This is a genomic window from Dinoroseobacter shibae DFL 12 = DSM 16493, from assembly GCF_000018145.1.
GTDB lineage: Bacteria > Pseudomonadota > Alphaproteobacteria > Rhodobacterales > Rhodobacteraceae > Dinoroseobacter > Dinoroseobacter shibae.
On the sequence record NC_009952.1, the window covers coordinates 195,598 to 220,865 of the forward strand.

Annotated in this window: 28 protein-coding genes; 14 read left to right on the top strand and 14 right to left on the bottom strand. The window is 65.6% G+C overall.

All coding sequences use genetic code 11. The features are described 5' to 3' along the window. Position 1: 1 nt before the first annotated feature. From DSHI_RS00970 to recO, 9 genes are all read left to right on the top strand, one after another. Positions 2 to 658 carry a DUF2062 domain-containing protein gene (locus tag DSHI_RS00970; protein ID WP_012176877.1) on the top strand — a complete coding sequence of 219 codons (657 nt, stop codon included), beginning with the start codon at positions 2 to 4 and terminating at the stop codon, positions 656 to 658. 25 nt (positions 659 to 683) lie between these two features. After that, positions 684 to 1,448, top strand: coding sequence for a pyridoxine 5'-phosphate synthase (locus tag DSHI_RS00975; protein ID WP_012176878.1), 765 nt, complete (start codon positions 684 to 686; stop codon positions 1,446 to 1,448). Then, positions 1,445 to 2,107 (top strand): hypothetical protein, encoded by a 663-nt coding sequence (locus DSHI_RS00980; protein WP_012176879.1) that lies wholly within the window; start codon positions 1,445 to 1,447, stop codon positions 2,105 to 2,107. Before DSHI_RS00975 ends, DSHI_RS00980 begins: the two co-directional genes overlap by 4 nt. Before the next feature lie 139 nt (positions 2,108 to 2,246). Then, a complete protein-coding gene (gene acpS, locus DSHI_RS00985) occupies positions 2,247 to 2,666 on the top strand; it encodes a holo-ACP synthase (RefSeq protein ID WP_012176880.1) in 420 nt (139 codons plus the stop codon). A gap of 55 nt (positions 2,667 to 2,721) precedes the next feature. Further along, complete coding sequence (lepB, locus tag DSHI_RS00990; protein ID WP_012176881.1) at positions 2,722 to 3,507, top strand: signal peptidase I; 786 nt, start codon at positions 2,722 to 2,724, stop codon at positions 3,505 to 3,507. Beyond that, on the top strand, positions 3,504 to 4,193 hold the full coding sequence (gene rnc, locus DSHI_RS00995; protein ID WP_012176882.1) for a ribonuclease III: 690 nt from the start codon (positions 3,504 to 3,506) through the stop codon (positions 4,191 to 4,193). Before lepB ends, rnc begins: the two co-directional genes overlap by 4 nt. Next, on the top strand, positions 4,186 to 5,112 hold the full coding sequence (gene era, locus DSHI_RS01000) for a GTPase Era (protein WP_012176883.1): 927 nt from the start codon (positions 4,186 to 4,188) through the stop codon (positions 5,110 to 5,112). The genes rnc and era overlap by 8 nt, the downstream gene beginning before the upstream one ends. Before the next feature lie 3 nt (positions 5,113 to 5,115). After that, a complete protein-coding gene (locus DSHI_RS01005) occupies positions 5,116 to 5,448 on the top strand; it encodes a DUF1491 family protein (protein ID WP_012176884.1) in 333 nt (110 codons plus the stop codon). A gap of 68 nt (positions 5,449 to 5,516) precedes the next feature. Continuing rightward, the gene (gene recO / locus DSHI_RS01010; RefSeq protein WP_012176885.1) at positions 5,517 to 6,242 is read left to right on the top strand and encodes a DNA repair protein RecO; all 726 of its coding nucleotides are present in this window, start codon (positions 5,517 to 5,519) and stop codon (positions 6,240 to 6,242) included. Between the two features lie 61 nt (positions 6,243 to 6,303). Here the strand turns inward: recO and DSHI_RS01015 are convergent, their stop codons facing one another. Then, the gene (locus tag DSHI_RS01015) at positions 6,304 to 7,998 is read right to left on the bottom strand and encodes an acyl-CoA dehydrogenase family protein (protein ID WP_012176886.1); all 1,695 of its coding nucleotides are present in this window, start codon (positions 7,996 to 7,998) and stop codon (positions 6,304 to 6,306) included. A gap of 275 nt (positions 7,999 to 8,273) precedes the next feature. On the opposite strand from DSHI_RS01015, the gene DSHI_RS01020 reads away from it, so the two are divergent. Continuing rightward, positions 8,274 to 9,038: a sulfite exporter TauE/SafE family protein gene (locus tag DSHI_RS01020; protein WP_012176887.1), complete on the top strand. Its 765-nt coding sequence runs from the start codon at positions 8,274 to 8,276 to the stop codon at positions 9,036 to 9,038. On the opposite strand, the gene DSHI_RS01025 is transcribed toward DSHI_RS01020, so the two are convergent. From DSHI_RS01025 to DSHI_RS01055, 7 genes are all read right to left on the bottom strand, one after another. Then, on the bottom strand, positions 9,031 to 9,864 hold the full coding sequence (locus tag DSHI_RS01025; protein ID WP_050757768.1) for a lysophospholipid acyltransferase family protein: 834 nt from the start codon (positions 9,862 to 9,864) through the stop codon (positions 9,031 to 9,033). The genes DSHI_RS01020 and DSHI_RS01025 overlap by 8 nt on opposite strands. 134 nt (positions 9,865 to 9,998) lie before the next feature. Continuing rightward, complete coding sequence (locus DSHI_RS01030; RefSeq protein WP_012176889.1) at positions 9,999 to 10,268, bottom strand: HPr family phosphocarrier protein; 270 nt, start codon at positions 10,266 to 10,268, stop codon at positions 9,999 to 10,001. A 10-nt stretch (positions 10,269 to 10,278) separates the two neighbouring features. Beyond that, entirely contained in the window at positions 10,279 to 10,668 is a 390-nt protein-coding gene (locus DSHI_RS01035) for a PTS sugar transporter subunit IIA (RefSeq protein ID WP_012176890.1), read from the bottom strand. Positions 10,669 to 10,705: 37 nt separating this feature from the next. Next, the gene (gene rapZ, locus DSHI_RS01040; protein ID WP_012176891.1) at positions 10,706 to 11,608 is read right to left on the bottom strand and encodes an RNase adapter RapZ; all 903 of its coding nucleotides are present in this window, start codon (positions 11,606 to 11,608) and stop codon (positions 10,706 to 10,708) included. A gap of 12 nt (positions 11,609 to 11,620) precedes the next feature. Continuing rightward, a complete protein-coding gene (locus DSHI_RS01045; RefSeq protein WP_245533031.1) occupies positions 11,621 to 12,043 on the bottom strand; it encodes an HPr kinase/phosphorylase in 423 nt (140 codons plus the stop codon). A gap of 17 nt (positions 12,044 to 12,060) precedes the next feature. Next, positions 12,061 to 13,779: a sensor N-terminal transmembrane domain-containing protein gene (locus tag DSHI_RS01050; protein WP_012176893.1), complete on the bottom strand. Its 1,719-nt coding sequence runs from the start codon at positions 13,777 to 13,779 to the stop codon at positions 12,061 to 12,063. Further along, complete coding sequence (locus DSHI_RS01055) at positions 13,776 to 14,477, bottom strand: response regulator transcription factor (protein ID WP_012176894.1); 702 nt, start codon at positions 14,475 to 14,477, stop codon at positions 13,776 to 13,778. Before DSHI_RS01055 ends, DSHI_RS01050 begins: the two co-directional genes overlap by 4 nt. Positions 14,478 to 14,812: 335 nt before the next feature. Here DSHI_RS01055 and DSHI_RS01060 point away from each other — a divergent pair, with 335 nt between their 5' ends. Next, positions 14,813 to 16,411, top strand: coding sequence for a phosphoenolpyruvate carboxykinase (locus tag DSHI_RS01060; RefSeq protein WP_012176895.1), 1,599 nt, complete (start codon positions 14,813 to 14,815; stop codon positions 16,409 to 16,411). A gap of 122 nt (positions 16,412 to 16,533) precedes the next feature. Here the strand turns inward: DSHI_RS01060 and DSHI_RS01065 are convergent, their stop codons facing one another. Further along, positions 16,534 to 17,409: a 3-hydroxybutyryl-CoA dehydrogenase gene (locus tag DSHI_RS01065; RefSeq protein WP_012176896.1), complete on the bottom strand. Its 876-nt coding sequence runs from the start codon at positions 17,407 to 17,409 to the stop codon at positions 16,534 to 16,536. A 160-nt stretch (positions 17,410 to 17,569) separates the two neighbouring features. Here DSHI_RS01065 and DSHI_RS01070 point away from each other — a divergent pair, with 160 nt between their 5' ends. Beyond that, positions 17,570 to 18,427, top strand: coding sequence for a DUF6473 family protein (locus tag DSHI_RS01070; RefSeq protein ID WP_012176897.1), 858 nt, complete (start codon positions 17,570 to 17,572; stop codon positions 18,425 to 18,427). 66 nt (positions 18,428 to 18,493) lie between these two features. Here the strand turns inward: DSHI_RS01070 and DSHI_RS01075 are convergent, their stop codons facing one another. From DSHI_RS01075 to DSHI_RS01095, 5 genes are all read right to left on the bottom strand, one after another. Continuing rightward, entirely contained in the window at positions 18,494 to 19,420 is a 927-nt protein-coding gene (locus DSHI_RS01075; protein ID WP_012176898.1) for an electron transfer flavoprotein subunit alpha/FixB family protein, read from the bottom strand. Beyond that, positions 19,420 to 20,178, bottom strand: a complete 759-nt coding sequence (locus tag DSHI_RS01080; protein ID WP_012176899.1) for an electron transfer flavoprotein subunit beta/FixA family protein — start codon at positions 20,176 to 20,178, stop codon at positions 19,420 to 19,422. Before DSHI_RS01080 ends, DSHI_RS01075 begins: the two co-directional genes overlap by 1 nt. A 227-nt stretch (positions 20,179 to 20,405) precedes the next feature. Then, positions 20,406 to 20,978 carry a cob(I)yrinic acid a,c-diamide adenosyltransferase gene (locus DSHI_RS01085; protein WP_012176900.1) on the bottom strand — a complete coding sequence of 191 codons (573 nt, stop codon included), beginning with the start codon at positions 20,976 to 20,978 and terminating at the stop codon, positions 20,406 to 20,408. Between the two features lie 3 nt (positions 20,979 to 20,981). Then, the gene (locus DSHI_RS01090) at positions 20,982 to 21,197 is read right to left on the bottom strand and encodes a twin transmembrane helix small protein (protein WP_012176901.1); all 216 of its coding nucleotides are present in this window, start codon (positions 21,195 to 21,197) and stop codon (positions 20,982 to 20,984) included. 84 nt (positions 21,198 to 21,281) lie between these two features. Then, positions 21,282 to 22,115 carry an SDR family NAD(P)-dependent oxidoreductase gene (locus tag DSHI_RS01095; RefSeq protein ID WP_012176902.1) on the bottom strand — a complete coding sequence of 278 codons (834 nt, stop codon included), beginning with the start codon at positions 22,113 to 22,115 and terminating at the stop codon, positions 21,282 to 21,284. 93 nt (positions 22,116 to 22,208) lie between these two features. Here DSHI_RS01095 and parC point away from each other — a divergent pair, with 93 nt between their 5' ends. Both parC and DSHI_RS01105 read left to right on the top strand, forming a co-directional pair. Then, positions 22,209 to 24,542, top strand: a complete 2,334-nt coding sequence (parC, locus tag DSHI_RS01100; RefSeq protein WP_012176903.1) for a DNA topoisomerase IV subunit A — start codon at positions 22,209 to 22,211, stop codon at positions 24,540 to 24,542. Positions 24,543 to 24,560: 18 nt separating this feature from the next. Next, entirely contained in the window at positions 24,561 to 25,235 is a 675-nt protein-coding gene (locus tag DSHI_RS01105) for a hypothetical protein (protein WP_012176904.1), read from the top strand. The last annotated feature ends 33 nt before the right edge of the window (positions 25,236 to 25,268 follow it).

The following is a 25,268-nucleotide window of genomic DNA, read 5'->3' on the forward strand; positions in this document are numbered from 1 at the left end:
CTTGGTTTTCAAACGCCGCGATAAACGTCCCTTCTGGAAGGTCGTGGCGGAATCCCTCTGGCCGAGGGGCGGTTGGGGCCGGGCGTTCCATTACATCAAGCGGCGCTTGCAGCGGTTGCCCGACACGCCCGAGACCATCGCGCGGGGTATCGCGGCGGGCGTGTTCACAACCTTCACGCCGCTTTACGGGGTGCATTTCGTCATCGCGGCGATCCTGGCCAAGATCCTGCGCGGCAATATCCTGGCGTCCCTTTTGGCGACATTCTTCGGCAACCCGCTGACCTATATTCCGATCGGGATCGTGTCGCTCAAGACCGGGCATTTCATCCTCGGGACCGAGTTCGACCCCGAGGACAAGACCTCGTTTCTGCGCAAGTTCACAGAGGCCGGCGCCGATCTGTGGAACAACGTCGTCGCGATCTTCACCGACCGGGAGCCGCAATGGGATCACCTGGCGCGGTTTTTCGACGAGGTGTTCTGGCCCTACCTTGTGGGCGGAATCATCCCGGGGATCATTGCGGGCGCGGTGATGTACCATCTCAGCCTGCCGGTGCTGCGCGCCTACCAGAAGCGCCGCAAGGGTCGGTTGAAGAAAAAGATCGAGGCGTTGCGCGTCAAGGCGAAGTCGCGGGCTGACGAGGCCCATCGCGCGCCCTAGTTTGGAAGGCAGGAGGCCCCTGATCATGACGGACAAGACGACTGCGGCACCCGGGGAATTGCGCCTCGGGGTGAATATCGATCACGTGGCCACGGTGCGGAATGCCCGCGGCGGGGCCGTCCCCGACCCGGTGCGCGCCGCCGTTCTGGCCCAGCAGGCGGGGGCCGACGGGATCACCGCCCATCTGCGCGAGGACCGCCGCCATATCGGAGACGCGGATATCGAGGCGCTGATGGCGGCGCTGACCGTGCCGCTGAACTTCGAGATGGCCGCCACGGACGAGATGCAGGCGATCGCGCTGCGCCACGTCCCGCATGCGGTCTGCATCGTGCCGGAAAAGCGCGAGGAACGCACCACCGAGGGCGGGCTGGAGGTCGCGCGGGACGAGAACCGGCTGGCCCATTTCATCGCGCCTCTGCGCGAGGCGGGCTGCCGGGTGTCGATCTTCATCGCCGCCGACCGGGCGCAGATCGAAGCCGCGCACCGGATCGGGGCCCCGGTGATCGAGCTGCACACGGGCGCCTATTGCGACGCGGCCGCCGAGGGCGACATCGCCGCGCGGGATGCGGAGCTTGCGCGGCTGACCGAGATGGCGGCCTTCGCCTACGACCTCGGGCTGGAGGTTCATGCGGGCCACGGGCTGAGCTACGACACCGTCGCCCCCATCGCCGCGCTGCCGCAGGTGCGGGAGTTGAATATCGGGCATTTCCTGATCGGCGAGGCGATCTTCCGCGGTCTGCCCGACGCCATGGCCGAGATGCGCCGCCGGATGGACGCCGCCCGCGCGTGAGCTGGCTGCGGGTGATTGCGGGGCTGTTCAGCCGGACAGTTCTGGCGCTGCTGCTGGTGGCTTCGATGTCTCTGACCGTGCTGAGCCTGACGGTCTCCGGGGTGCAGGTGGCCCTGTCTGGGGCGTTGTCGGCGGCGGGCATGACCACGATTGCCGCCCGCGAGGCCGCCGCGGCCCAAACCCGGCGCACCGCGGCCAAGCGGGTGGCGCAGCAAACCTCCGAGCGGGTGACCCGGCGTGTGACCCGGGCCGCGGCGCGCAACTCCAGCTCGGTGGTGGCGGAAGCGGTTCCGTTTCTCGGGGTGGCGGTGATTGCCGGGGCGCTGGCCTACGACATCAAGGATACCTGCGATACCGCCCGGGACATGGCCGGGCTGGAGGCCGCGGCCAGCACGGATGGCGACCCGCAAGCGGCCTTTGACGCGGCGGTGGCGGCCTTCGACTGTGCCGATCTGATCCCCGAAGTGGAGACCTTGCCGGACCGTGCGACGATCTGGAACGCCATGTCCGAGGCCCCGCAGCAGGCCTGGGAGAGTGCGACAGGGTATTACGAGGGGCTGCCCGACTGGGATCCGAGCGTTCCGCTGGGATGGATGCAGGGCAAGCTCGGCGATCTTTATGGATGGATCTCGGGCGGGGCGCCCGCAGGCGCTGAGTGATCCCCGACGGGGCGGTAGCCCACGCGGATCTCGTCATCTTTGCCTGACGGTGGGAATGTCTCGCGGGCCCTTGCGCCGCAGGAGCATTTGGCGCATCACTTTTGCTGCACCAGAAAGTCAGAAAAACGGTCCCTGCAACATGATCATCGGCATCGGTACGGATCTCGCCAATATCGAGCGGATCGAGCGCACGCTGGAGCGGTTCGGAGACCGGTTCCGCCACCGGGTCTTCACCGAGCGTGAGCAGCGCAAGGCCGACAGCCGTCAGCAGACCGCCGCCACCTATGCCAAGCGCTGGGCCGCCAAGGAGGCATGCTCCAAGGCCCTGGGCACGGGCCTGAGGATGGGAATTTCCTGGCGCGACATGGCGGTGCAGAACCTGGAGACCGGCCAGCCCACCATGTATGTCACCGGCTGGGCGGCCGAGCGGCTCAAGCAGCTGACGCCGGAAGGGCACGAGGCGGTGATCCACGTGTCGCTGACCGACGATCACCCCTGGGCGCAGGCCTATGTGGTGATCTCCGCGATCCCGCTGGAAGCGGCGGCGCGCTCGGCTTGACTCCTCGTCCCGGCGCGCCCATGAAGCGGGCCAAACCCGGGCGACGAGGCACCATATGGCATCCACCGAAAAGGCCGAAGGCGGCATCATGGAAACGGTCAAGACCGTGGTCTACGCGCTGGTCATTGCCGGCGTGTTCCGCACCCTGTTCTTCCAGCCGTTCTGGATCCCGTCGGGGTCGATGAAGGACACGCTTCTGGTCGGGGATTTCCTGTTCGTCAACAAGATGGCGTACGGCTACAGCCAGGTTTCCTGCCCGTTCTCGATGTGTCCGATCCCGGGCCGGATCTTCGCCTCGGATCCCGAGCGCGGCGATATCGTCGTCTTCCGGCATCCGGTGAACGGCTCGGACTTCATCAAGCGGCTGATCGGTCTTCCCGGCGACACGGTGCAGTTCCGTGACGGGCGGCTGATCCTGAATGGCGAGGCGGTGCCGACCGAGCCCGACGGCACCTTCGACGAGATCTTCGAGCGGCAGGGCCCCATCGGGTCCTTCCCGCGCTGCGCCAATGCGCCGGTGGGCCAGGGCGGGGTGTGCGAGAAAGAGAAGTTCGTGGAAACCCTGCCGGGCGGGGTCAGCCATTCGATCCTCAACATCGACCAGAGCTTCGGCGACAACACCCCCGAGTTCACGGTGCCGGAGGGGCATTTCTTCTTCGTCGGCGACAATCGCGACAACAGCCAGGACAGCCGCTATGCGCAATCCGTGGGCGGGGTCGGCTTCGTGCCGTTCGAGAACCTGATCGGCCGTGCGGACCGGGTGATCTTCAGTTCCGCGGGATCGCGGATGCTGTATTTCTGGACCTGGCGCGGGGATCGTTTCTTCAAGGCGCTGGAGTGAAGCTGTCCAAGGAGATTTCCGCGTTTTGCGACCGGATCGGGCATCGGTTTGACCGGCCCGAGCTTCTGGTGCGGGCCCTGACCCATGCCTCGCGCAGCACCGCCGGGCGCAGCGACAATCAACGGCTGGAATTCCTCGGCGACCGGGTGCTCGGCCTGGTGATGGCCGAGGCGCTGCTGGAGGCGGACCCGCAGGCCCGCGAGGGCCAGTTGGCGCCGCGCTACAACGCGCTGGTGCGTAAGGAGACCTGCGCCGAGGTCGCCCGCGAGATCGGGCTGGGCGATGTGTTGCGGCTGGGCAGGTCGGAGATGCTGACCGGCGGGCGGCGCAAGGACGCGCTGCTGGGCGACGGGATGGAGGCGGTGATTGCCGCCGTCTACCGGGATGCGGGGTTCGAGGCGGCCAAGGCGCTGATCCTGCGGCTCTGGGGCAAGCGGATCGGGGCAGTGGAGGCCGATGCCCGCGACCCCAAGACCGCGTTGCAGGAATGGGCGCAGGCGCGCGGCCTGCCCCCCCCGGCCTATATCGAAAGTGCCCGGAGCGGGCCGGACCATGCGCCGGTCTTCACGATCTCGGCCCGACTTGAGACCGGCGCGTGCGCCGAGGCGCAGGCGGGCAGCAAACGACAGGCGGAGCAGGCGGCGGCGAAGGCCCTTCTGGCCCAGGTAGAGAGCAATCATGACTGAGAACGCAGCGCCCACGCGGGCGGGTTTCGTGGCCCTGATCGGGGAGCCCAACGCGGGCAAATCGACCCTGACCAACGCGATGGTGGGGGCCAAGGTGTCCATCGTCACCCACAAGGTGCAGACGACGCGGGCGCGGATCCGGGGCGTGGCGCTGGAAGGGGCAGCGCAGATCGTGTTCGTGGACACGCCGGGACTGTTCCGGCCGCGGCGGCGGCTCGACCGGGCCATGGTCGCGGCGGCCTGGGGCGGGGCGGCGGATGCGGATATCGTGGTGCTGATGGTCGAGGCCCATCGCGGGATGACCGACGGGGTGCGCGCGATCCTGGAAACCCTGAACGAACGGCGCGACCCCAAGCAGATCGTGGCGCTCGCGATCAACAAGATCGACCGGGTGAAGTCCGAGGTCTTGCTCAAACTCACGCAGGACCTGAACGCGGCCTACCCGTTTGCAGAGACCTTCATGATCTCGGCCGAGAAGGGCTACGGGGTTGCGGACCTGCGCGCCTGGCTCGGCGCGTCCTTGCCCGAGGGGCCGTGGATGTACCCGGAAGACCAGATCGCCGACGTGCCCCTGCGCATGATCGCCGCCGAGATCACCCGCGAGAAGCTGACACTGCGACTGCATCAGGAGCTGCCCTACCAGTTGACCGTCGAGACCGAGAATTGGGAAGAGCGCAAGGATGGCTCCGTGCGGATCGACCAGGTGGTTTACGTGATGCGGGACGGGCACAAGGGCATCCTGCTGGGCCACAAGGGCGAGACCGCCAAGGCCGTGTCCAAGGCCGCGCGGGAGGAGCTGGTCGAGTTTCTCGGGCGCAAGGTGCATCTGTTCTTGCAGGTGAAGGTCCGGCCCAACTGGCTGGAGGAGAAAGAGCGCTTCGACGAGATGGGGCTCGATTTCCGGGACGGGAACGCCTGAGCCGTGGCGCGGCTGGCGGCCGGGTTGTGGGTGCAGGCCTACATGATGCGCTGCCAGATCGAGGGCATCCCGGTCTATGTGGAGGCCCGCGGCGACGGCACCGCCGGGGCGGTGATCGTCAAGCTGTGCACGCTGGACGGCAAGGCCCGCGCCTATGAGCGGCGCTATGATCTGATGCGCGACACCCGGTCCTGGGAGGTTCTGGTCGAGGGCGACGAGGCGGAGGTGGACGCGGCCCTGGCCCGCGCCCGGTCGCGGGATCCGGACCTGTGGATCGTCGCGGTGGAGGACCGCGCCGGGCGGCATCTGCTGGACCAGCCCGGGCTGGAGGGCTGAGCGCGGGTTGAGCCCGGCGATGCCTTCGGCGAGAGTATTTGCGGAACACTGAGGAAAGGGGCGCGCGCTTGATCGAGTGGCGGGAAGAGGGTGTGCTTCTGTCCGTGCGGCCCCATGGGGAGACCTCGGTGATCGTCGAGGCCTTCACCCGGGCCCATGGCCGCCATCTGGGCGTGGTGCGGGGCGGGGTGTCGCGCAAGCTGGCCCCGGTGCTCCAGCCCGGCGCGCAGCTCGACCTGCGCTGGAAGGCGCGGTTGGAGGATCACATGGGCGCGTTCACGGTGGAGCCGGTGCGCGGGCGGGCGGCGGCGGTGCTGGGCGACCGGCTGGCCCTGTCGGCGATGAGTTCGGCCCTGGCGCTGGCGCGGTTTTCCCTGGCGGAGCGGGCGGCCTACCCCGGCTTCTACGACCAGACGGTCGCCCTGCTGGATGCACTGGCCGAAGGCACCGGGTGGTTGCCCGCCTATCTCGATTGGGAGATGGCGCTGCTCGATCAGATGGGGTTCGGGTTGGATTTGTCGGGCTGCGCGGTGCGCGGGGTGAACGAGGACCTGGCCTTCGTCTCGCCGCGGACCGGGCGGGCGGTGTCGCGACAGGCCGCCGGGGCCTGGGTCGACCGGCTGCTGCCCTTGCCGGAGGTGATGCTGGGCGGGCCAGCGCATCTGCACGGGGTGCTGGAGGGGCTGACGACCACCGGGCATTTCCTGGAACACAAACTTGCGCCCGCATTGGGCAATCGGCCCCCGCCCGAGGCGCGGGCGCGGTTTATCGACGTGCTGTCCCGGGCGCGCTGAGCCGGGCACGCAAAAGCCCCGCGCGAGTGGCGCGGGGCTTGGGGAACGCGGAAAGGGCAGGTCAGCCGAGCAGGCGGCGGGCGATGACCTGGGCCTGGATCTCGGCGGCGCCCTCGAAGATGTTGAGGATCCGCGCGTCGCACAGGATGCGGCTGATGCCGTATTCCAGGGCAAAGCCGTTGCCGCCGTGGATCTGCAGCCCGTTATCGGCGGCGGCCCAGGCCACGCGGGCACCGAGCAGCTTGGCCATGCCGGCCTCCACATCGCAGCGGCGGCCCTCGTCCTTCTCGAAGGCCGAGAAATAGGTCAGCTGCCGCGCGACCATGATTTCGACCGCCATCATCGCCAGCTTGCCCGAGACGCGGGGGAAGTTGATGAGCGACTTGCCGAACTGCTTGCGGTCGATCGCATACTGCATGGACACATCGAGCGCGGATTGCGCAACGCCGATGGCGCGGGCGGCGGTCTGGATGCGGGCGGACTCAAACGTTTCCATGAGCTGCTTGAAGCCCTTGCCTTCTTCGCCGCCCAGCAGGTTCTCGCCCTTGACGTGGAAGTTGTCGAAGGCCAGCTCGTATTCCTTCATGCCGCGATAGCCGAGCACCTCGATCTCGCCGCCGGTCATGCCTTCGGTCGGGAAGGGGGCCTCGTCGGTGCCCGGGGTCTTTTCGGCCAGGAACATCGACAGGCCGCGATGGTCGGTCGTGTCCGGCTTGGTGCGCGCGAGCAGGGTCATCACATGGGTGCGGGCGGCGTGGGTGATCCAGGTCTTGTTGCCGGTCACCTTCCAGTCGCCATTCTCGTCCTGCACCGCGCGGGTGCGCAACGCACCGAGGTCCGAGCCGGTGTTGGGCTCGGTGAAGACGGCGGTGGGCAGGGTTTCGGCGGAGGCCAGGCGCGGGAGCCATTTCTGCTTCTGCTCTTCGGTGCCGCCGCAGATGATCAGCTCAGCGGCGATCTCGGACCGGGTGCCGAGGGAGCCGACGCCGATATAGCCGCGCGACAGCTCTTCCGAGACGACGCACATCGAGGCCTTGGACAGGCCGAAACCGCCATATTCCTCGGGGATGGTCAGCCCGAACACGCCCATCTCGGCAAGCTCCTCGATGATCTCCATCGGGATCAGCTCGTCCTTGAGGTGCCATTCATGGGCGTGTGGCTCGACCTTGTCGACGGAGAAGCGGCGGAACTGCTCGCGGATCATCTCCAGCTCGTCATCGAGGCCGGTGGCGCCGACGGTGATTTCCGCCGCGCGTTCCTGCATCAGCTCGACCAGGCGGGTGCGGGCGGCCTGGGTGTTGCCGGACCGCGTCAGGGTCTGGATCTCGGGGGTCATCAGGCCGCGCTGGTCGTCCTGGCTCAGCCCGATATCCTGAAGGCGCAGGATTTCGCCCTGGGACATCGGAATGCCGCCATAGAGCTGCCAGAGGTATTCGCCGAAGGCGATCTGGTGGATCAGCTGCTCCACCTCGCCGAACTTGCCGTCGGCTTGCAGGGTTTCGGCCCACTTCTGCATCTGGCGCAGGGATTGGGCATAGGTCGCCAGCCAAGCCAGCCCGTGGGAGGCGGTCTGGTGCTCTTCGACCAGGGCCCCGGAGATGCGTCCGTCCACGGCCAGTTGCGTCTTCAGGATCGCGACGGCCTTTTCGAGCACCGCCTCGACCGGGGGCACGGCAGCCGCGGTCAGGTTCAGCAGGTCCGGCAGAACCACGGTCTGGGCATCGTTCAGGGAAAGATCCTGTCCATCATGGGGCATTGGCGTTCTCCAGCGTTTTCCGGTTTGGTCCGGGATAAGGACTTCGCAAGCGCAGCGCAAGAAAAATTCGCGAGCGCAGCGACACACGAAGTATTATGTCTTTGTCCTAGTGTGCGGCCGTGCTGTTGCAAGGGATGAACGCATAAAAACCGGAAAGTTTCCATGCGTTGTTTCGGAGCAGCCGCGACGCTGCGCTGCAAAATCGTGCGAGTCGATTCGTCCCGGCTTGCCGCCTCGGGCGCCGGGGGCTAAGGCCAGAGACAAAGGAGCCCCCCATGGATCTGTTTCTGTCCCTGTCCGAGCTGACGCTCGCGTTTCTGGTGCTTTGTGCGGTCTTTGCCGGTGTGGTGAAGGGGGCGGTGGGGTTCGCGATGCCGCTGATCCTGATGTCCGGGCTGTCGGCGGTGGTGCCGGTGCCGGTGGCGCTGGCCGGTTTGATGGTGCCGTCGCTGGTGATGAACCTGTGGCAGGCGCTGCGCGGCGGGGTGGGCGCCCTGTCGCTGACGGCGCGGACGCATTGGCGGCTGGTGGCGCTGGTTCTGGTGTTCATCGCGCTTTCGGGACAGTTGGTGCTGGCTGTGCCGGAGCGGATCTTGTCGCTGATGATCGGGGTCCCGATCGCGCTTTATGCCACGAGCCAACTTCTGGGCTGGCGGTTGCGCATCGCGCCTGCCTATCGGCGGCGGGCCGAATTGGGGACGGGCGTGATAGCCGGTTTTTTCGGCGGGTTCTCGGGGATTTGGGGTCCGCCCATCGTGGCCTATCTCGTGGCGCTGGATACGCCCAAGGCCGAGCAGGTGCGGACGCAGGGGCTTCTGTACGGTCTGGCGAGTTGCGCGCTGGTGCTGACGCATTTGCGGACCGGGGTGGCCAATGTGGAAACCCTGACCTTTTCGGCGATGCTTCTGGTGCCGGCGGCGGCGGGCATGGCGATGGGATTGTGGTTGCAGGACCGGATGGATCAGGATCGGTTCCGGCAGGCGACGCTGGTCTTCCTGCTTCTGGCAGGTCTGAACCTGGTGCGGCGCGGGATTATGTGAGGCTGAGCGTCTTCTCGCGCAGCCATTCCATGAAGCCGCGGGGGTTGTCCTTGCGCGCCGCGATTTCGTCGGCGGTGAGCGGTTCGCCCACGATCGGGGCCTGCGGCTTGTTCAGGGAGTGTACGACCTCATGGAGCAGCAGCCCCTGGCGCAGTACCGGAGAAATCTGATTGGCGATCTGGTACCAACGCGAATTCTGGCCGGTGAACCGGATCGGCACCACCTTGGCGCCGCTGCGCAGGATCATCTTGGCGGTGAACGGGTTCCATTCCGCTTCGATCGCCGGGCCGAACATGGTCTCGGACGAGGCGACCACTCCGGACGGGAAAATCACGATGACACCGCCCGCGGCCAAGTGGGCCATGGCCTGCTTGCGCATGTCGAGGTTTTTCTGCAGCGCATCGTCCTCGTGCGGGAAGGGCACGGGGATCATGAATTGCTGGATCTCTTCCACATCCGTGAGCAGCGAGCGCGTCAGGATCTTGTAATCGGTGCGCACCCGACCGATCAGGTCCGCGAGGATCATCCCGTCGACCAGCCCGTGCGGGTGGTTGGCCACGATGATGACCGGACCGGTCCTGGGGATGCGGGCGATCTGCTCTGCGGGCGTGGTCAGGGCAATCCCCATCGTGTCGAGTGCCGGGCGCCAGAAGCCCTGGCCCGAGGGCACGCCCTGTTTCTCGAATTTTCGGATCAGGCGCAGCAGGCGGATCTTGCCGGTCCCCCATTCCATGGTCCGGATCAGCGCCGAGGCCCAGGGGTTGGTGAAGGTCTTGGCATAGGACAGGTTGCGACCGTCATAGGGTTGCTCGATGCGGTCGGGCATCTGGTCCGTGGAAGGCGCGGCCAACGGGCTCGAAGGGCCGGAACTGTCAGTCACTCTGCAAATCCTTCAGCGAGATGGGGTCGCTTAACATGGCTGTCCCTCACTGGAAAGCCGACGCGGGGCGCGCGGGCGTGTCAGTAGTTCTCCCCGAACCTGTTGGCGACGAGCTGTTCGAGGGCCTTGGCAAGCTCTTCGGCGGCGGGGCCCTTCGTTTCCACCTGGATCGATGTGCCCTTGGAAGCAGCCAGCATTAGCAGCCCCATGATCGAGTCGCCCGACGCCGACAGCCCGTCCTTTTCGACCTCGGCGCTGGCATCATGGGCTTCGACGCATTCGACGAATTTCGCAGAGGCCCGCGCATGCAGGCCCTTCTCGTTGATAATCTTCAGTTCCTGGCGGATCATCCGGCCTCCCTCAGACCTTGCCGTCGAAGCTGTTTATATACTTGCGCCCCGCCTCGAGTGAAAGCCTCACGGCATCCTGCACCGGGGCGTTGCGGGATTTTGCGAGCTTGATTAGCATCGGTAGGTTGGCGCCGTAGACGATTCTCCGGTCTTCCCGGGCAGAGGCATTCAGCGCAAGGTTGGACGGAGAGCCGCCGAACATGTCGGTCACGATCACCACGCCGCCGCCGGTATCCACGGCATCCGCCGCAGCGCAGATTTCCGCCTGCTTGGCCGGGCGGTCGCAATCGGCCGCGATCGAGATCGCGCGCATGCCATCCTGTTTGCCGACCACGTGCTCGACAGCCAGAAGATACTCTTTCGCGAGACCCCCGTGCGCAACGATTACAATTCCAATCACGTGGCCTCCCTTGGGCTCAGATTGGGTGAACTGACACTCAGGACTGCGCCCCGATGGATCGGCGCGACAGTTCCAAGTGTCTGTTAGATACCTGCCACCCCTCGGCGACAAGAGCCGCGGAGAGCTTTTCTGCGACGGTGACGCTGCGATGTTGCCCGCCGGTGCAACCGAAGCCAATGGAGAGGTGCGATTTTCCCTCTTCGCGGTAGGCGGGCAGCAACAATCGAACGAGCGAGGCGATATTGTCAAAGAAACTGTCGAAACGCGGATCCGCGGACACATAGTCCTGCACCCGGGCGTCGCGTCCGTCCAGGCGGCGTAGGGTGTCCTCCCAATACGGGTTTCGCAGGAAGCGGACGTCGAACACCATGTCCGTGCCCTGGGGCACGCCGCGTTTGTAGGAAAAGGATTGGACCGTGATCGCCAGGCGCAAACTGTCGCGGTCGCCGAACCAGCGCAGCATTTCGGCCCGCAGGTCGTGGGGGGACAGCTCGGAGGTGTCGATCACCACGTCGGCCCGCGCCCGGATCGGGGCGAGCAGATCGGTCTCCCGCGCGATGCCGTCCATCGGGCTTTCGAGCGGCGCGAGGGGATGGCGGCGGCGGGTCTCGGAGAACCGGCGCGTCAGAACCCGGGGGGAGGCATCGAGAAACAGCAGTTGCGCATCGGCCCTTGGATCCTCGGCGAGCAGGTGCAACAGGTCCGCGACCGCGGTCACGCTGAAATCCCGCGTGCGGGCATCCAGCCCGAGCGCCAGCGGGCGCGCCAACGGCGGGCCGTCCAGCAGCCGGGGAACCAGCGAGATCGGCATGTTGTCGATGGCCTCAAAGCCGAGATCTTCGAGGGCGCGGATGGCCGTGGTCCGGCCGGCGCCGGACGGCCCGGTGACCAGCACGATCTTCTGCGGCATCTTTTCGGGCGTTGGCGCTGTATCGGTCATGTCGGGTCAGGCTCAATCGGGCGGGTGCGGGGCCCATCGTTCATGGTGAAGGTAGAGCCAGAGGGCCGCAGCAAAAGACGGGCTGTCCACCTTGTGAAGCAGCGGGAGGTCGACATCAAGCATGCGGCGGATGCGAAACGGGGGCAGGCGGGCGGTCTCGATCTGGTCCAGGTCGACGAGGGCTGCGACCGGCGTCGGTGGGGCGGCGGGAACCGACAGGATCCCGAGCCCGCGGGCCTCGATCTTGCCGGCGATATTGGGCGCGGGATGGGCGACGAGGGTGCCGTCCACCGCGCGCAGCTCGGTCCGGTCGTCCGAGATCAGCCGCGCGCCGAAGGCGATCAATTGCAGCGCCAGGCTGGATTTGCCCGCCCCCGCGGCCCCCGCGATCAGCAACGCCCGGCCCGAGGCGGCGACGCTGGTGGCGTGGAGCATCTCGGCATCGTGCATCGTCAGAGAGGCAGGCCGACCACGAACCGCGCGCCGAGGGGGGCGGAGGTGATGTCGTCTTCGGTGGGGCGGATGTTCTCGGCCCAGATCACGCCGCCATGGGCATCGATGATCTGTTTCGAGATCGCGAGGCCGAGGCCCGAGTGGTTGCCGAATTGCCGCTCCGGGCGTTCGGAATAGAACCGGGTGAAGATCTTGGTCAGGGCCTCTTCGGGAATGCCTGGTCCGGTATCCTCGACCACGATCAACGCGCGGTTGTCGCGCCGGCGCACCCAGAGCCGTACCGCATCGCCGCTCTCACAGAAGGAGATCGCATTGCTCAGCAGGTTGACGAAAACCTGTGCGAGGCGCGGCTCCAGCCCCTGGATGGTCATCGGTCCGGGCGGCAGGTCGGTGATGAAATCGATCCCCTGGGTTTGCGCTTCTTCCGCATGGAAGTCGGTCAGCGCCCGGAGCATCCGGATCAGGTCGAAGGTCTCTTCCTCCTCCTTGACCAGTTCGCTGTCGAGCCGCGAGGCGTTGGAGATATCCGAGACAAGCCTGTCCAGGCGCCGCACATCGTGTTCAATCACTTCAAGCAGTCTCTGTCTTTGGTCTTCGCGCTTGGCCACCCGCAGCGTCCCGGTCGCCGAGCGCAGGGAGGCGAGCGGGTTCTTGATTTCATGGGCCACGTCGGCCGCGAACTGTTCGTTGGCGTCGATCCGGTCATAAAGCGCGGCAACCATCCCTCGCAACGCGCCGCTCAGGCGGCCGATCTCGTCCGGGCGCGCGGTCAGGTCCGGGATCCGGACGCGGCCGGGGTTCATCTTGCGGGCGTTGCGATCACGGCCGAGTTCGGCCGCGGCGGCGAGGTCGGACAGCGGATTGGCGATGGTCCCGGCGAGCACGAGGCTCAGGCCGATCGAGACCAGCAGCGCCACCATGAACATCTGCAGGAACTGCTCCCGCTCGTTCTGCACCAGCGCGTCGATCTCCCCCGACGCCGTGGTCAGGGCGACGATCCCCTTGACCTCCCCGCCCAGCAGGATCGGGGTGCCCACGGCGAAGATCTGGTTGCCCGAGGGGTCCACGCTGTTCTCGATGGTGGTGCGTCCCGACAACGCGCCGGGCAGCAGGCTGCGGGCCTGGTCCGCCCCGGGAGGCAACAGGGGCAACCTTTCCTGTCCAACGAGCTTGGCGATCAGCTCCCAGATACCGTTGAGAAAATCCGTGATGATCGTCGGCTTCGGCGCGTTCTGTTCCGACAGGGCGACCCATTCGGATCGTTTGGCACCCTCGGCGCGCGCAAGGATATTGCCCGCCGGATCGAAGACGAACAGCTCCAGAGACGGCGCCAGGTCGAGGGATGCCACCAGCCGCGTGATGTCGATACTGCGGAGATCCGCGTCCGCCTCTTGCGTGTCCGCCACGGCCTCGAACACATCCGCAATCAGATGCGCCTCGAACACCAGGCCCTGCTCGCGCTGGAACACCAGGCTGTCGCGGAACGGGTTGAGGTAGAGCACCCCGACCACCAGCACCAGAAGGGCCAGAAGGTTGAAGGAGATGATCTTGCGCGCCAGCGGGGAGCTGTTGATCGCCAGTCCGCGCTGCAAGCGTTCCCGACCCGAGCGCGCGGCCTTCCGGTCCGCCCGCTTGGCATCCACGCCGCCGCCATCCGCCGGATGCAGGGATCCGGAGGGGCCGCTCTGCGAAGGGTCGGGGTCTGCTGCCAAGGTCATTCTTCGTTGTACTTGTACCCTATGCCATAGAGCGTTTCGATCGCGGTGAAGTTCTCGTCCACCGATCGCATTTTCTTGCGCAGCCGCTTGATGTGACTGTCGATGGTCCGGTCATCCACATAAACCTGATCATCATAGGCGACGTCCATCAACTGGTCCCGACTCTTGACGAAGCCTGGCCGTTGCGCGAGCGCCTGCAGCAGCAGGAATTCCGTCACCGTCAGGGCCACGTCCTCGCCTTTCCAGCTGACCGCGTGGCGCAGCGGGTCCATGGTCAGGTTGCCCCGCACCATCACCTTGCTTTCATCGATATCCCCGGCCTCGTGGTTCGCCACGGCCTGTTGGCGGCGCAGCAGGGCACGGATACGCTCCACCAGCAGGCGCTGGGAAAACGGCTTCTTGACATAGTCGTCCGCGCCCATTCGCAGGCCCAGAACCTCGTCGATCTCATCATCCTTGGAGGTCAGAAAAATCACCGGCATCCGGCTTTTCTGGCGGACCCGCTGGAGCAGGTCCATCCCGTCCATACGGGGCATCTTGATGTCGAAAACACCCAGCTCCGGCATCCTGCGCGTGAAGGCATCGAGCGCGGATTGCCCGTCATTATAGGTTTCCACCTCGAACCCTTCGGCTTCCAGTGTGATGGAGACGGACGTCAGGATATTGCGGTCGTCGTCGACCAGTGCGATCCGCGACATGAGCGAATTCCTTCTGCTGCTGCCTGCCTTCCTTTGGTCGCGACGATGTTGGCTCGCCGCCTGAGAATCAACGTGTTTCTCGTCAAGACAGGGGTATGACGCCCCCAAATCACACCAAATCGAATAACAAAGCTCTAATTTCGCGACTTTTACGAAATCTGATTGCGCTAAACCCTGGCGTGGTTGCGCTAACTGTGCCGAACGGTCCTGTTCTTCGCCGCGGACCCCATGGTATACGGCCTGCACATGTGGTGGGCGCCCTGCGGGAGCGCCGCCTTCGATGAATTTCGGGTCCCGACCGCGGCGGCGGTGTGTAACGAAGCAGGAGCTCAGACATGGCAAATGGACGGGTGAATCCAACTTTCACGTTGGAGGATCAGGGTATCAACGGGCTGGGCGCAGTCCACTATAACCTGATCGAGCCTGCGCTGATCCAGGAAGCGCTCAAACGCGAGGAAGGCACGCTGGGCAAGGGCGGTGCGTTCTTGGTCGAGACGGGCAAGTACACCGGCCGCTCCCCCAAGGACAAGCACGTGGTCAAGACTCCTTCCGTGGCGGACACGATCTGGTGGGACAACAATGCCGAGATGTCCTCCGAGGGCTTCGACGCGCTGTATGCGGATATGCTCGCCCACATGAAGGGCAAGGAATATTTCGTTCAGGACCTTTTCGGGGGGGCCGATCCGGCGCACCGCCTCGATGTGCGCGTGATCACCGAGCTCGCGTGGCACGGGCTGTTCATCCGCCACATGCTGCGCCGTCCGGAGCGGGGCGAACTCGACAGTTTCACCGCGGATTTCACGATCATCAACTGCCCGAGCTTCAAGGCCGACCCGGCCAAGCATGACTGCCGGTCCGACACGGTGATCGCGCTGAATTTCGACCGCAAGCTGATCCTGATCGGCGGGACGGAATATGCCGGCGAGAACAAGAAATCGGTCTTTACGCTGCTGAACTACATGCTGCCCGAGAAGGGGATCATGCCAATGCATTGCTCGGCCAATCACGCGGTCGGCAATCCGGTGGACACCGCGGTATTCTTCGGCCTCTCGGGCACCGGCAAGACGACCCTGTCGGCGGATCCCGAACGGGTCCTGATCGGCGATGACGAGCATGGCTGGTCCGAGCGCGGCACCTTCAACTTCGAAGGCGGCTGCTACGCCAAGACGATCAATCTGAGTGCCGAAGCCGAGCCGGAGATCTACGCCACGACCGAGATGTTCGGCACCGTGATCGAGAACATGGTGTTCGATCCCGAAACGCTGGACCTGGATTTCGAGGATGACAGCCTGACGGCGAACATGCGCTGCGCCTATCCGCTGAACTACATATCGAACGCGTCCGAGACAGCGCTTGGCGGGCATCCCAAGAACATCATCATGCTGACCTGTGACGCGTTTGGCGTGTTGCCCCCGATTTCGCGGCTGACCCCGGCGCAGGCGATGTATCATTTCCTGTCGGGCTTCACCTCCAAGGTGGCGGGGACAGAGCGGGGCGTGACCGAGCCGGAGCCGACCTTTTCGACCTGCTTCGGGGCACCCTTCATGCCGCGGCGGCCCGAGGTCTACGGCAAGCTCCTGCAGGAGAAGATCGCCAAGCATGGCGCGACCTGCTGGCTGGTGAACACCGGTTGGACCGGCGGCGCCTATGGCACCGGGTCGCGGATGCCGATCAAGGCGACCCGAGCGCTGCTGACCGCGGCGCTGGATGGCTCGCTGGCCGATGCCACCTTCCGCAAGGACGCGAATTTCGGCTTCGATGTGCCGGTGACGGTGCATGGGGTCGATGCCACGCTTCTGGATCCCAGGGGCACCTGGGAGGACAGCGCCGCCTATGATGCACAGGCGCAGAAGCTGGTGGAGATGTTCGCGGAGAATTTCGCGCAATACGTGCCTTATATCGACGAGGACGTGAAAGCGGTCGCCATCGGCTGAGCCGCCGCCCCGCCCAAGACAAAGCCCCGTTCGGCAGAACGGGGCTTTTTGTGTCTCAGGGGCCGCTAGTGCAAGGATTTTGCAAAATCCTTGTCAACGGCCTTCCAAGGCCGTTACTCCGCTCAGCGGGTCGGAACCGGCACCTCGCCGCGGTAGTCGTAGAAGCCCCGCTGTGTCTTGCGCCCGAGCCAGCCGGCCTCGACATATTTCGTCAGCAGCGGGCAGGGGCGGTACTTGGTGTCCGCCAACCCGTCATGGAGCACGTTCATGATCGCAAGGCAGGTGTCCAGCCCGATGAAATCCGCCAACTCCAGCGGCCCCATGGGGTGGTTCGCGCCCAGTTTCATCGACTCGTCGATCGACCGCACGGAGCCGACGCCCTCGTAGAGCGTATATACCGCCTCGTTGATCATCGGCATCAGGATCCGGTTCACGATGAAGGCGGGGAAATCCTCGGCGCTCGCAGCCGTCTTGCCCAGCTTTTCGACCACGCCCAGCAGCGTCTTGTAGGTCGCCTCATCCGTCGCGATGCCGCGAATCAGTTCCACCAATTGCATCACCGGCACCGGGTTCATGAAGTGAAATCCCATGAACCGCTCGGGCCGGTCCGTGCGGCTTGCCAGCCGGGTGATCGAAATCGAAGAGGTGTTCGAGGTCAGGATCGTCTCGGGTTTCAGATGCGGTTGCAGGTCCTCGAAGATCGCGGATTTGACCGTTTCCCGTTCCGTCGCGGCTTCGATGACCAGGTCGGTCTGGCCCAGTTCCGGCAGCTTCAGGGTGGTGGTGATCCGCGCCATGGCGGTTTCCATGTCTTCACGGCTGATCTTCTCGCGGCTGACCTGCCGTTCCAGGTTTCGCCGGATCAGCGCCATGGCCTGGTCCAGCGCGTCCTGGGATATGTCGGTCATCATGACGTCGAACCCGGCAACTGCAAAAACATGGGCGATGCCATTTCCCATTTGCCCGGCGCCGATCACGCCCACCGACTTGATGTCCATTCTGTGCCTCAATCCTTGTGCCGTCGCAGCATACGGTGCGCGTCGAGTCGACTGCAAGGAAAACAGAAAGATAAAAATATCGGTAAAATAGAGGGTTAGGGGTTCGCTAAAGCTTTGGCCGCAAGTTGGGTCCGGGTGAGTCGAAAATGAGTTATGCGAGATGACATATGAACGTCATGGCGTGGCGCCGCCGGAGTCCGCGCCGTGTTTCTATCCCGGCCTCGATATGGCCTTTCGGGGGCCGGAACGGTCCCTCGAAGGGCCCTATGTGACCTTTTTGGGAGGGACGAGTTTCTATGGCAAGTATGCCGAAACCGCGATCCCCGACCGGGTGGAGGCGGTCACGGGCCATGCCTGCGTCAACCTTGGTGTCATGAATGCGGGGCTCGACCTGATGCGATCGGACCCCATGCTTTCCGTAGCCGAAAAGGGGGCGGCCACGGTCATCGAGCTGGTCGCGGCGCAGAACATGTCCAACCGGTTCTACCGGGTGCACCCGCGTCGCAACGACCGCTTCGTGGCGCCGACCCGCCTTCTGCGGAAGGCCTTCCCCGAACTTGACCTTTCGGAGATCCATTTCACGCGGCACTTGTTGCGCCTGATGCAGATGACTTCCCCCGCCCGGTTCGAAACCGTGGTGGAGGAACTGCGCGCCTCCTGGGTCGAAGGCATGTGTGCCTTGCTACGTGCCCTCGAAGGGCCGAGGATCCTGCTTTGGCTGGTGCCGAAACCAGCCGAGGGGACCGACCGCATGGCTCAGGAACCCTTCCTCGTAGACCGCGCGGCGGTGCATGCGGTCTCGGAACTGGCCGACAGCGTCGTAGAGGTGCGGGAGACGGCTGCGCTGCGTGCAAGAGGCTTTGCAGGGATGCAGGTGCCCGACACCCATGCGCGGATCCTGTCGGCCCTGCCGCGGGCAGCCCTTCTGGACGAAGCCGCTCTGTCCTTGCTCGATCCCTTGCACCGGATCGGTATCGGCCCGGGGCGGGCCGGCGTGCAGGAGACCCTTGCCGGGTAGTCCCGGGCCAGGCGAAAAAAAGCCCCGCGCGGCAGGCGGGGCTTTGTTCTTTCCGGGTTTCCGGCCTCAGAGTTTCTCGGTCAGTTCCGGCACGGCGGAGAACAGGTCCGCGACCAGGCCGTAATCGGCGACCTGGAAGATCGGGGCCTCCTCGTCCTTGTTGATCGCGACGATCACCTTGCTGTCCTTCATGCCCGCCAGGTGCTGGATCGCGCCGGAGATGCCCACGGCCACGTAAAGCTCCGGCGCCACGACCTTGCCGGTCTGCCCGACCTGCCAGTCGTTGGGCGCGTAGCCCGAATCCACCGCAGCGCGGGAGGCGCCCACGGCGGCTCCGAGCTTGTCGGCGAGCTTCTCGATCAGGGCGAAGTCATCCTCGGACCCGACACCGCGACCCCCCGAGACCACCACCCCGGCGGAGGTCAGCTCGGGCCGGTCGCTCTCGGCGACCTTGTCCTCGACCCATTCGCTCAGGCCCGGGTTGTCGGCCGCCGCGATCTCCTCGACCGGGGCGGACCCGCCCAACGGTGCGACATCGAAGGTGGAGGTCCGGAACGTGATCACCTTGGTGGGATCGGCCGATTTCACCGTCTGGATCGCGTTGCCCGCATAGATCGGGCGCTCGAATGTGTCGGCATCCACCACCGCGGTCACATCCGACAGCACCATGACGTCGAGCAGTGCGGCCACCCGCGGCATGATGTTCTTGGCATCCGTGGTCGCCGGGGCCACCACATGCGAATAGTCCCCCGCCAGGGACGCGATCAAGGTCGCGACGGGCTCCGCCAGACGGTGCCCATACAACGGATCCTCAGCCACCAGGACCTTGGCGACGCCCGAGATCGTCGCGGCCTCGGCGGCAGCCGCCTTGGCCGACGCCCCGACACAGAGCAGCGTCACGTCCCCCAGCGCCCCGGCGGCGGTGACCGCCTTGGCGGTGGCGTCCATGGCCAGGGTTCCATCGGTCACTTCCGCAAGACACAAAACAGCCATCAGACAGCTCCTGCTTCCTTGAGTTTCGCCACAAGCTCGTCGACCGAGCCCACCTTGATCCCGGCCGCGCGCTCCGCCGGCTCGGCGGTCTTCAGCACGCTCAGCCGCGGGGTGATGTCCACTCCGTAATCCGCGGGGGTCTTTTCATCCAGCGGCTTCTTCTTGGCCTTCATGATGTTGGGCAGCGACGCATAGCGCGGCTCGTTCAGGCGCAGATCCACCGACACGATGGCCGGCAGTTTCACCTTGATCGTCTGCAAGCCGCCATCGACCTCGCGGGTGACATGGGCGTGCGCGCCGTCGATCTTCACCTCCGAGGCGAAGGTCGCCTGGGACCAGCCCAGCAGCGCCGAGAGCATCTGGCCCGTGGCGTTCATGTCGTTGTCGATCGCCTGCTTGCCGCACAGCACGAGCCCCGGCTCTTCCTCCCGAACCACCGCTGCCAGCAGCTTGGCCACGGCGAGCGGTTCGATATCGGTGTGCACGTCATCGGTGGCCACGATCAGGATGGCGCGGTCCGCCCCCATGGCGAGCGCGGTGCGCAGGGTTTCCTGGGACTGTTTCACGCCGATGGACACGGCGACGATCTCGGTGGCGACACCGGCCTCCTTCAGGCGGATCGCCTCCTCGACGGCAATCTCGTCGAACGGGTTCATCGACATCTTTACGTTGGCAAGATCGACCCCGCTCCCGTCCGCCTTCACGCGAACCTTCACGTTGTAGTCGATCACGCGCTTTACAGGCACCAAAACCTTCATGAGCGGGTCTCTCCTATCTTGGCGCCGCCGGGGCGGGCGCAAAAACTCTCTGGCAGGGATGTAGCGGGTTACGCGCAGGGAAAACAGGTCAAAATCGACCTCAATTCCGTCCGCGACGCCGCGTTTCGTCCAAGCCTGCCATGACCATCACTGGTCGGAACGGGGTGGTATCAGCGGTCTGCGCTTCCGGGCGCCAAAGCCCATGGTTTTGCCGCTGCCCCTTGAGGTCAGCGGTTCGCACCCGGAACCCAGAGCACGTCATCCGCGCCGTTGCTGTTGGCCACGCGGCCAGCCACGAAAAACCAGTCCGACAGCCGGTTGAGGTATTTCACCGCCGCCGGATTGACCGTTTCGATCGTGGCCAGTTCCACCGACAGGCGCTCGGCTCGGCGGGACACCGTCCGGCACAGGTGCAGCTGTGCGGCCAGCGCCGAGCCACCGGGCAGGATGAAGCTGCGCAGCGGTTCGAGATCCTTGTTCATCGCGTCGATCTCTGCCTCCAGCCGGGCGACCTGGCTGTCGGCCATGCGCAGGGGCGGGTATTCGGCCTCTGCGTCCTTTTCCATGTCCGGACGGCACAGGTCCGCGCCCAGGTCGAACAGGTCGTTCTGGATCATCGCCAGTTGCGCATCCATCTCGCCGGTCGCGTGCTGGCGCGCCAGCCCCACGGTGGCGTTGGTCTCGTCCACCGTGCCGTAAGCGGCGACCCGCATCGCATGCTTGGCCACCCGTGCCCCGTTGCCGAGGGCGGTCTCGCCCGCATCGCCGGTTTTCGTATAGATCTTGTTGAGAACGACCATGTCCTATCCCTCACCTGTCGTTTGCCGACGCACGAACACGAACAGCAGGATCAGCAGCACCGCGATGAACTGCGCCGCGATCCGCCAGCGCATTGCTTTGTTGGCGTATTTCTTGTTGAAGTCGCCGCCCTTGGCGAAACTGCCGATCCCGAACAGCAGGATGCCCACCACGGCCAGCATGGCGATTGCCATCACGATGAAAAGAGGGTCCTGGGCCATGGGGCATCCTTCCGGTGTCGTTGCGTTGCAGGGCTACCTAGTCGGGTCCGCGCGAAAAGCGAAGGCCGCGCGGGTGAAAACCGCTCAACCGGCCTTGCGGATCAAGCGATCGAGCCAGCGGGTCGGCAGAAGCCGCCGTGCCGCGCCCATGATGTAGGTCGGCGTGGTGACGTAATAGCGCGGCCGCGGGCGGGGCGATTCCAGTGCGTGGATCAGCTTGTCGGTCACTGCCTGCGCGGGCAGCTCGAACTTGTCCGGGCCGCTGTCGTTATAGAGCCGCTTGAGCAGTCGGCTTTCGTATTGTGCCGCGCGGGGCGAGGCGCGCCAGTCGATCCACTTGACGAAATGGGGGATCGAGTTCTCGCGGATCCGGCTGGTGATCGGCCCCGGCTCGATCAGGATCACGTGGATCGGGGTATCGGCCATCTCGATTCGCAAGGTATCGGTGAGCCCTTCCAGCGCGAATTTGGTCGACACGTAGGACGCCCGCCAGGGCAGGGTGACGAAGCCCAGTACCGAGGAATTCTGCACGATCCGGCCATGGCCCTGGGCGCGCATCACCGGGATCACCCGGCGCGTCAACTCGTGCCAGCCGAAGAAATTCGCCTCGAAATTGGCGCGCAGGGCGTCCGTGGGCAAATCCTCCACCGCGCCGGGGATCGCGTGGGCGCCATTGTTGAACAGCGCGTCGAGCTTGCCGCCCGTCGCCTCCAGCACTTGCGCCAGACCGGCCTCGATGCTGGCGGTGTCGGTGTAATCGATGCGCGGGCTGACGAAGCCCTCTGCTTCCAGCCGGGCGCAATCGCGGGGCTTCTTGCAGGCGGCGAAGACCTGCCAGCCGCGGGCGCGCAGGCCGCGGGCCGCATCGAGGCCGATGCCCGACGAACAGCCTGTGATAAGGAGGGAGCGTTGCGTCATGCCCCCTGAGTGCCCCCGCGCCGCGTGGAGAGCAAGCCTCGATCACGCCACGCGCGGCTTTACCCGGACAATCGACGCGGCTACACAGCATCTATGAGCGACACGACAGACGACCCCAACATGGACGATCCGGACGCCGAAGAGCCGGGCGCGGCCCAGACCTCCGAGCCCCTGCGCCGCGCGATCGGGGCGCGGTACCTGCAATATGCGCTCAGCACGATCATGCACCGGGCATTGCCCGATGCCCGCGATGGCCTCAAACCCGTGCACCGGCGGATCCTCTATGCCATGCGCGAGCTGCGGCTGAGCGCCACCGGGGGGTTCCGAAAATCCGCCAAGATCTCCGGCGATGTAATGGGCAACTACCACCCCCACGGGGATGCCGCGATCTATGACGCGATGGCCCGGCTGGCGCAGGATTTCAACGTCCGCTACCCGCTGGTGGATGGGCAGGGGAACTTCGGCAATATCGATGGCGATAATCCCGCCGCCTCTCGTTACACCGAGGCCCGCCTGACCGCCGCCGCCGAGGCGTTGATGGAAGGGCTGGCCGAGAACGCGGTCGATTTCCGCGACAACTATGATGGCACCCTGACCGAGCCCGAAGTGCTGCCCGCGGCGTTTCCCAACCTGCTGGCCAACGGGTCGAGCGGGATTGCCGTGGGAATGGCGACCAACATCCCGCCCCACAACCTGCATGAGCTGATCGATGGTTGCCTGCACCTGATCCGCGCGCCCAACGCCCGCGACGAGACCCTGTTGGAGATGATCCCCGGCCCCGATTTCCCTACCGGCGGCGTGATCGTAGAGCCGAAGGAGAGCATCGCCCAGGCCTATGCCACCGGGCGCGGGGCGTTCCGGCTGCGCGCACGCTGGGCGCGCGAGGATCTGGGCCGGGGTCAGTGGCAGATCGTGATTACCGAGATCCCCTACCAGGTCCAGAAATCCAAGCTGATCGAGAAGATCGCCGACCTGATCCAGACCAAGAAGGTGCCGATCCTCGCCGACATCCGCGACGAGAGTGCCGATGACGTCCGCATCATCTTGGAGCCACGCTCCAAGAACGTGGACCCGGAGGTTCTGATGGGCACGCTCTTTCGCCTGTCGGAGCTGGAGACGCGATTCTCGCTGAACATGAACGTGCTGATCGACGGGCGCACGCCCAAGGTCTGCTCCCTGCGCGAGGTGCTGCGTGCCTTTCTCGATCACCGCCGCGACGTGCTCGGGCGCCGGTCGCGTCACCGGCTGGCCAAGATCGACCACCGGCTCGAAGTGCTCGAAGGCTTCCTCGTGGCCTTCCTCAATCTCGACCGGGTGATCGACATCATCCGCTACGACGAGGATCCGAAGGCCGCGCTGATGCGCGAGGACTGGAGCCTGAAGCATGTCCGCGCCACGGACGAGGCCGACTACAAGACCCCCGCGCCGGGCGAGGGCGAGTTGACCGAGGTGCAGGCCGAGGCAATCCTCAACATGCGCCTGCGCTCGCTCCGGCGGCTGGAGGAGATGGAGCTGATCTCCGAGCGTGACGCGCTGATGGCCGAGCGGGCAGAGCTCGAAGACCTTCTGGCCGACGAGGCCCTGCAATGGGCGCGCATCGCCGACGAGCTGCGCGAGGTGCGCAAGCAGTTCGGCAAGGGCACGGCCCTGGGCAAGCGCCGCACGGATTTCGCCGTGGCGACCGAGATGGCCGAGGTCAGCCTTGAGGACATGATCGAACGCGAACCGATCACGGTGGTCTGCTCGAAAATGGGCTGGATCCGCGCGATGAAGGGCCATGTGGCGCTCGATCAGGCGCTGAAGTTCAAGGATGGCGACGAGGGTCGGTTCATCTTCCACGCCGAGACCACCGACAAGCTCCTGGCCTTCGGCGCCAATGGCCGGTTCTACACCCTGTCCTGCGCGGCCCTGCCCGGCGGGCGGGGCATGGGCGAGCCTATCCGGCTGATGGTGGATTTGCCGAACGAGGCCGAACTGGTGGACCTGTTTCTGCACGTGCCCGGGCGCCGGCTGATCGTGGCCTCGGATGCGGGCGACGGTTTCATCGTGCCCGAGACAGAGGTGCTGGCCCAGACCCGCACCGGCAAGCAGGTGCTCAACGTGAAATCCCCCCACCGCGCGCTGCTGGCCCGGCCGGTGGCGGGCGATGCCATCGCGGCGGTCGGCGAGAACCGCAAGCTGCTGGTCTTTGCCGCCGACGAGTTGCCCGAGATGGGCCGCGGCAAGGGGGTGCGCTTGCAGAAATACAAGGATGGCGGACTATCGGACCTGCGCAGTTTTGACCGGGCGCAGGGGCTGCAATGGCTGGATGCGGGCGGGCGCACCCGCACCGTGGCCGACCCGGAACTGGCCGAATGGTCGGGCAAACGGGCGGGCACGGGCCGGATGGCGCCGCGCGGCTTTCCGCGGGACAACAAGTTCACCTGAACGAGCAGGAGCGAGACGATGCAGGTTTGGGTCCGGAGCAGCGCGGCACTCGCGCTCGCAGCACTTCTGGCCGCATGCGGCAACCATGCGGAGTTGCGCGAACAGCGCAATCTCGGCGCTTTCGAGCTGGGCTTCAACGTGGTGATCGCGGACAATGCCCAGACCGTGCCCGGCGGACGTGTCGCCACCGAAGAGCAGATCGAGGCGGCCATCACCTCGGAGATCGATCGCCGCTTCCGCCGCTACGACGGGGGGCGGCTCTATCACCTCGGCATCATCGTCGAGGGCTACCTCCTGGCCCCGCCGGGCGTGCCGGTGATCGCCGCCCCGAAATCGGTCATGGTCCTGACGGTCAACGTGTTCGACGACGCGCTGGGCGAGAACCTTGTGCCCGGCGGCAAGCAGTTCACCGTGCTCGAAAGCCTCACGGGGGATGCTGTGGTCGGGTCGGGCTTCACCATGACCGCCGAGGAACAGCTTCTGAACCTTGCCCAGAACGCCGCGGGGCAGATCGAAACCTGGCTGGAGGACAACCCCAAGTGGTTCGATTACGAGGTGGTCCGTAACCCGTTCGAAGAGGGCATGACTTTCGAGGTCGATGTCACCGAGATCACCCCGGAAGCGGCCGCCGGGACGGCGTCCATCTCACGCCCGCCCGCCCGTCCCGCCGCACCGGACCGCCCGGGCATTTGAGCGCTTGATTTTTCCCTCAGACAAAAGTAGGCA

What these genes read in the sequence shown, in the direction of transcription:
- DSHI_RS01045 (WP_245533031.1), bottom strand. Translation starts at nt 12,043, where the DNA reads ATGCTCCACGCCACCAGCGTCGCCGCCTCGGGCCGGGCGTTGCTGATC.
- DSHI_RS01030 (WP_012176889.1), bottom strand. Translation starts at nt 10,268, where the DNA reads ATGATCCGCCAGGAACTGAAGATTATCAACGAGAAGGGCCTGCATGCG.
- acpS (WP_012176880.1), top strand. Translation starts at nt 2,247, where the DNA reads ATGATCATCGGCATCGGTACGGATCTCGCCAATATCGAGCGGATCGAG.
- DSHI_RS01075 (WP_012176898.1), bottom strand. Translation starts at nt 19,420, where the DNA reads ATGGCTGTTTTGTGTCTTGCGGAAGTGACCGATGGAACCCTGGCCATG.
- DSHI_RS01085 (WP_012176900.1), bottom strand. Translation starts at nt 20,978, where the DNA reads ATGGTCGTTCTCAACAAGATCTATACGAAAACCGGCGATGCGGGCGAG.
- DSHI_RS01015 (WP_012176886.1), bottom strand. Translation starts at nt 7,998, where the DNA reads ATGCCCCATGATGGACAGGATCTTTCCCTGAACGATGCCCAGACCGTG.
- DSHI_RS01065 (WP_012176896.1), bottom strand. Translation starts at nt 17,409, where the DNA reads ATGGACATCAAGTCGGTGGGCGTGATCGGCGCCGGGCAAATGGGAAAT.
- DSHI_RS01095 (WP_012176902.1), bottom strand. Translation starts at nt 22,115, where the DNA reads ATGACGCAACGCTCCCTCCTTATCACAGGCTGTTCGTCGGGCATCGGC.
- DSHI_RS01050 (WP_012176893.1), bottom strand. Translation starts at nt 13,779, where the DNA reads ATGACCTTGGCAGCAGACCCCGACCCTTCGCAGAGCGGCCCCTCCGGA.
- DSHI_RS01055 (WP_012176894.1), bottom strand. Translation starts at nt 14,477, where the DNA reads ATGTCGCGGATCGCACTGGTCGACGACGACCGCAATATCCTGACGTCC.
- lepB (WP_012176881.1), top strand. Translation starts at nt 2,722, where the DNA reads ATGGCATCCACCGAAAAGGCCGAAGGCGGCATCATGGAAACGGTCAAG.
- DSHI_RS01090 (WP_012176901.1), bottom strand. Translation starts at nt 21,197, where the DNA reads ATGGCCCAGGACCCTCTTTTCATCGTGATGGCAATCGCCATGCTGGCC.
- DSHI_RS01025 (WP_050757768.1), bottom strand. Translation starts at nt 9,864, where the DNA reads ATGCCCGACCGCATCGAGCAACCCTATGACGGTCGCAACCTGTCCTAT.
- DSHI_RS01080 (WP_012176899.1), bottom strand. Translation starts at nt 20,178, where the DNA reads ATGAAGGTTTTGGTGCCTGTAAAGCGCGTGATCGACTACAACGTGAAG.
- era (WP_012176883.1), top strand. Translation starts at nt 4,186, where the DNA reads ATGACTGAGAACGCAGCGCCCACGCGGGCGGGTTTCGTGGCCCTGATC.
- DSHI_RS01070 (WP_012176897.1), top strand. Translation starts at nt 17,570, where the DNA reads ATGACATATGAACGTCATGGCGTGGCGCCGCCGGAGTCCGCGCCGTGT.
- DSHI_RS00975 (WP_012176878.1), top strand. Translation starts at nt 684, where the DNA reads ATGACGGACAAGACGACTGCGGCACCCGGGGAATTGCGCCTCGGGGTG.
- DSHI_RS01060 (WP_012176895.1), top strand. Translation starts at nt 14,813, where the DNA reads ATGGCAAATGGACGGGTGAATCCAACTTTCACGTTGGAGGATCAGGGT.
- parC (WP_012176903.1), top strand. Translation starts at nt 22,209, where the DNA reads ATGAGCGACACGACAGACGACCCCAACATGGACGATCCGGACGCCGAA.
- DSHI_RS01020 (WP_012176887.1), top strand. Translation starts at nt 8,274, where the DNA reads ATGGATCTGTTTCTGTCCCTGTCCGAGCTGACGCTCGCGTTTCTGGTG.
- rapZ (WP_012176891.1), bottom strand. Translation starts at nt 11,608, where the DNA reads ATGACCGATACAGCGCCAACGCCCGAAAAGATGCCGCAGAAGATCGTG.
- DSHI_RS01105 (WP_012176904.1), top strand. Translation starts at nt 24,561, where the DNA reads ATGCAGGTTTGGGTCCGGAGCAGCGCGGCACTCGCGCTCGCAGCACTT.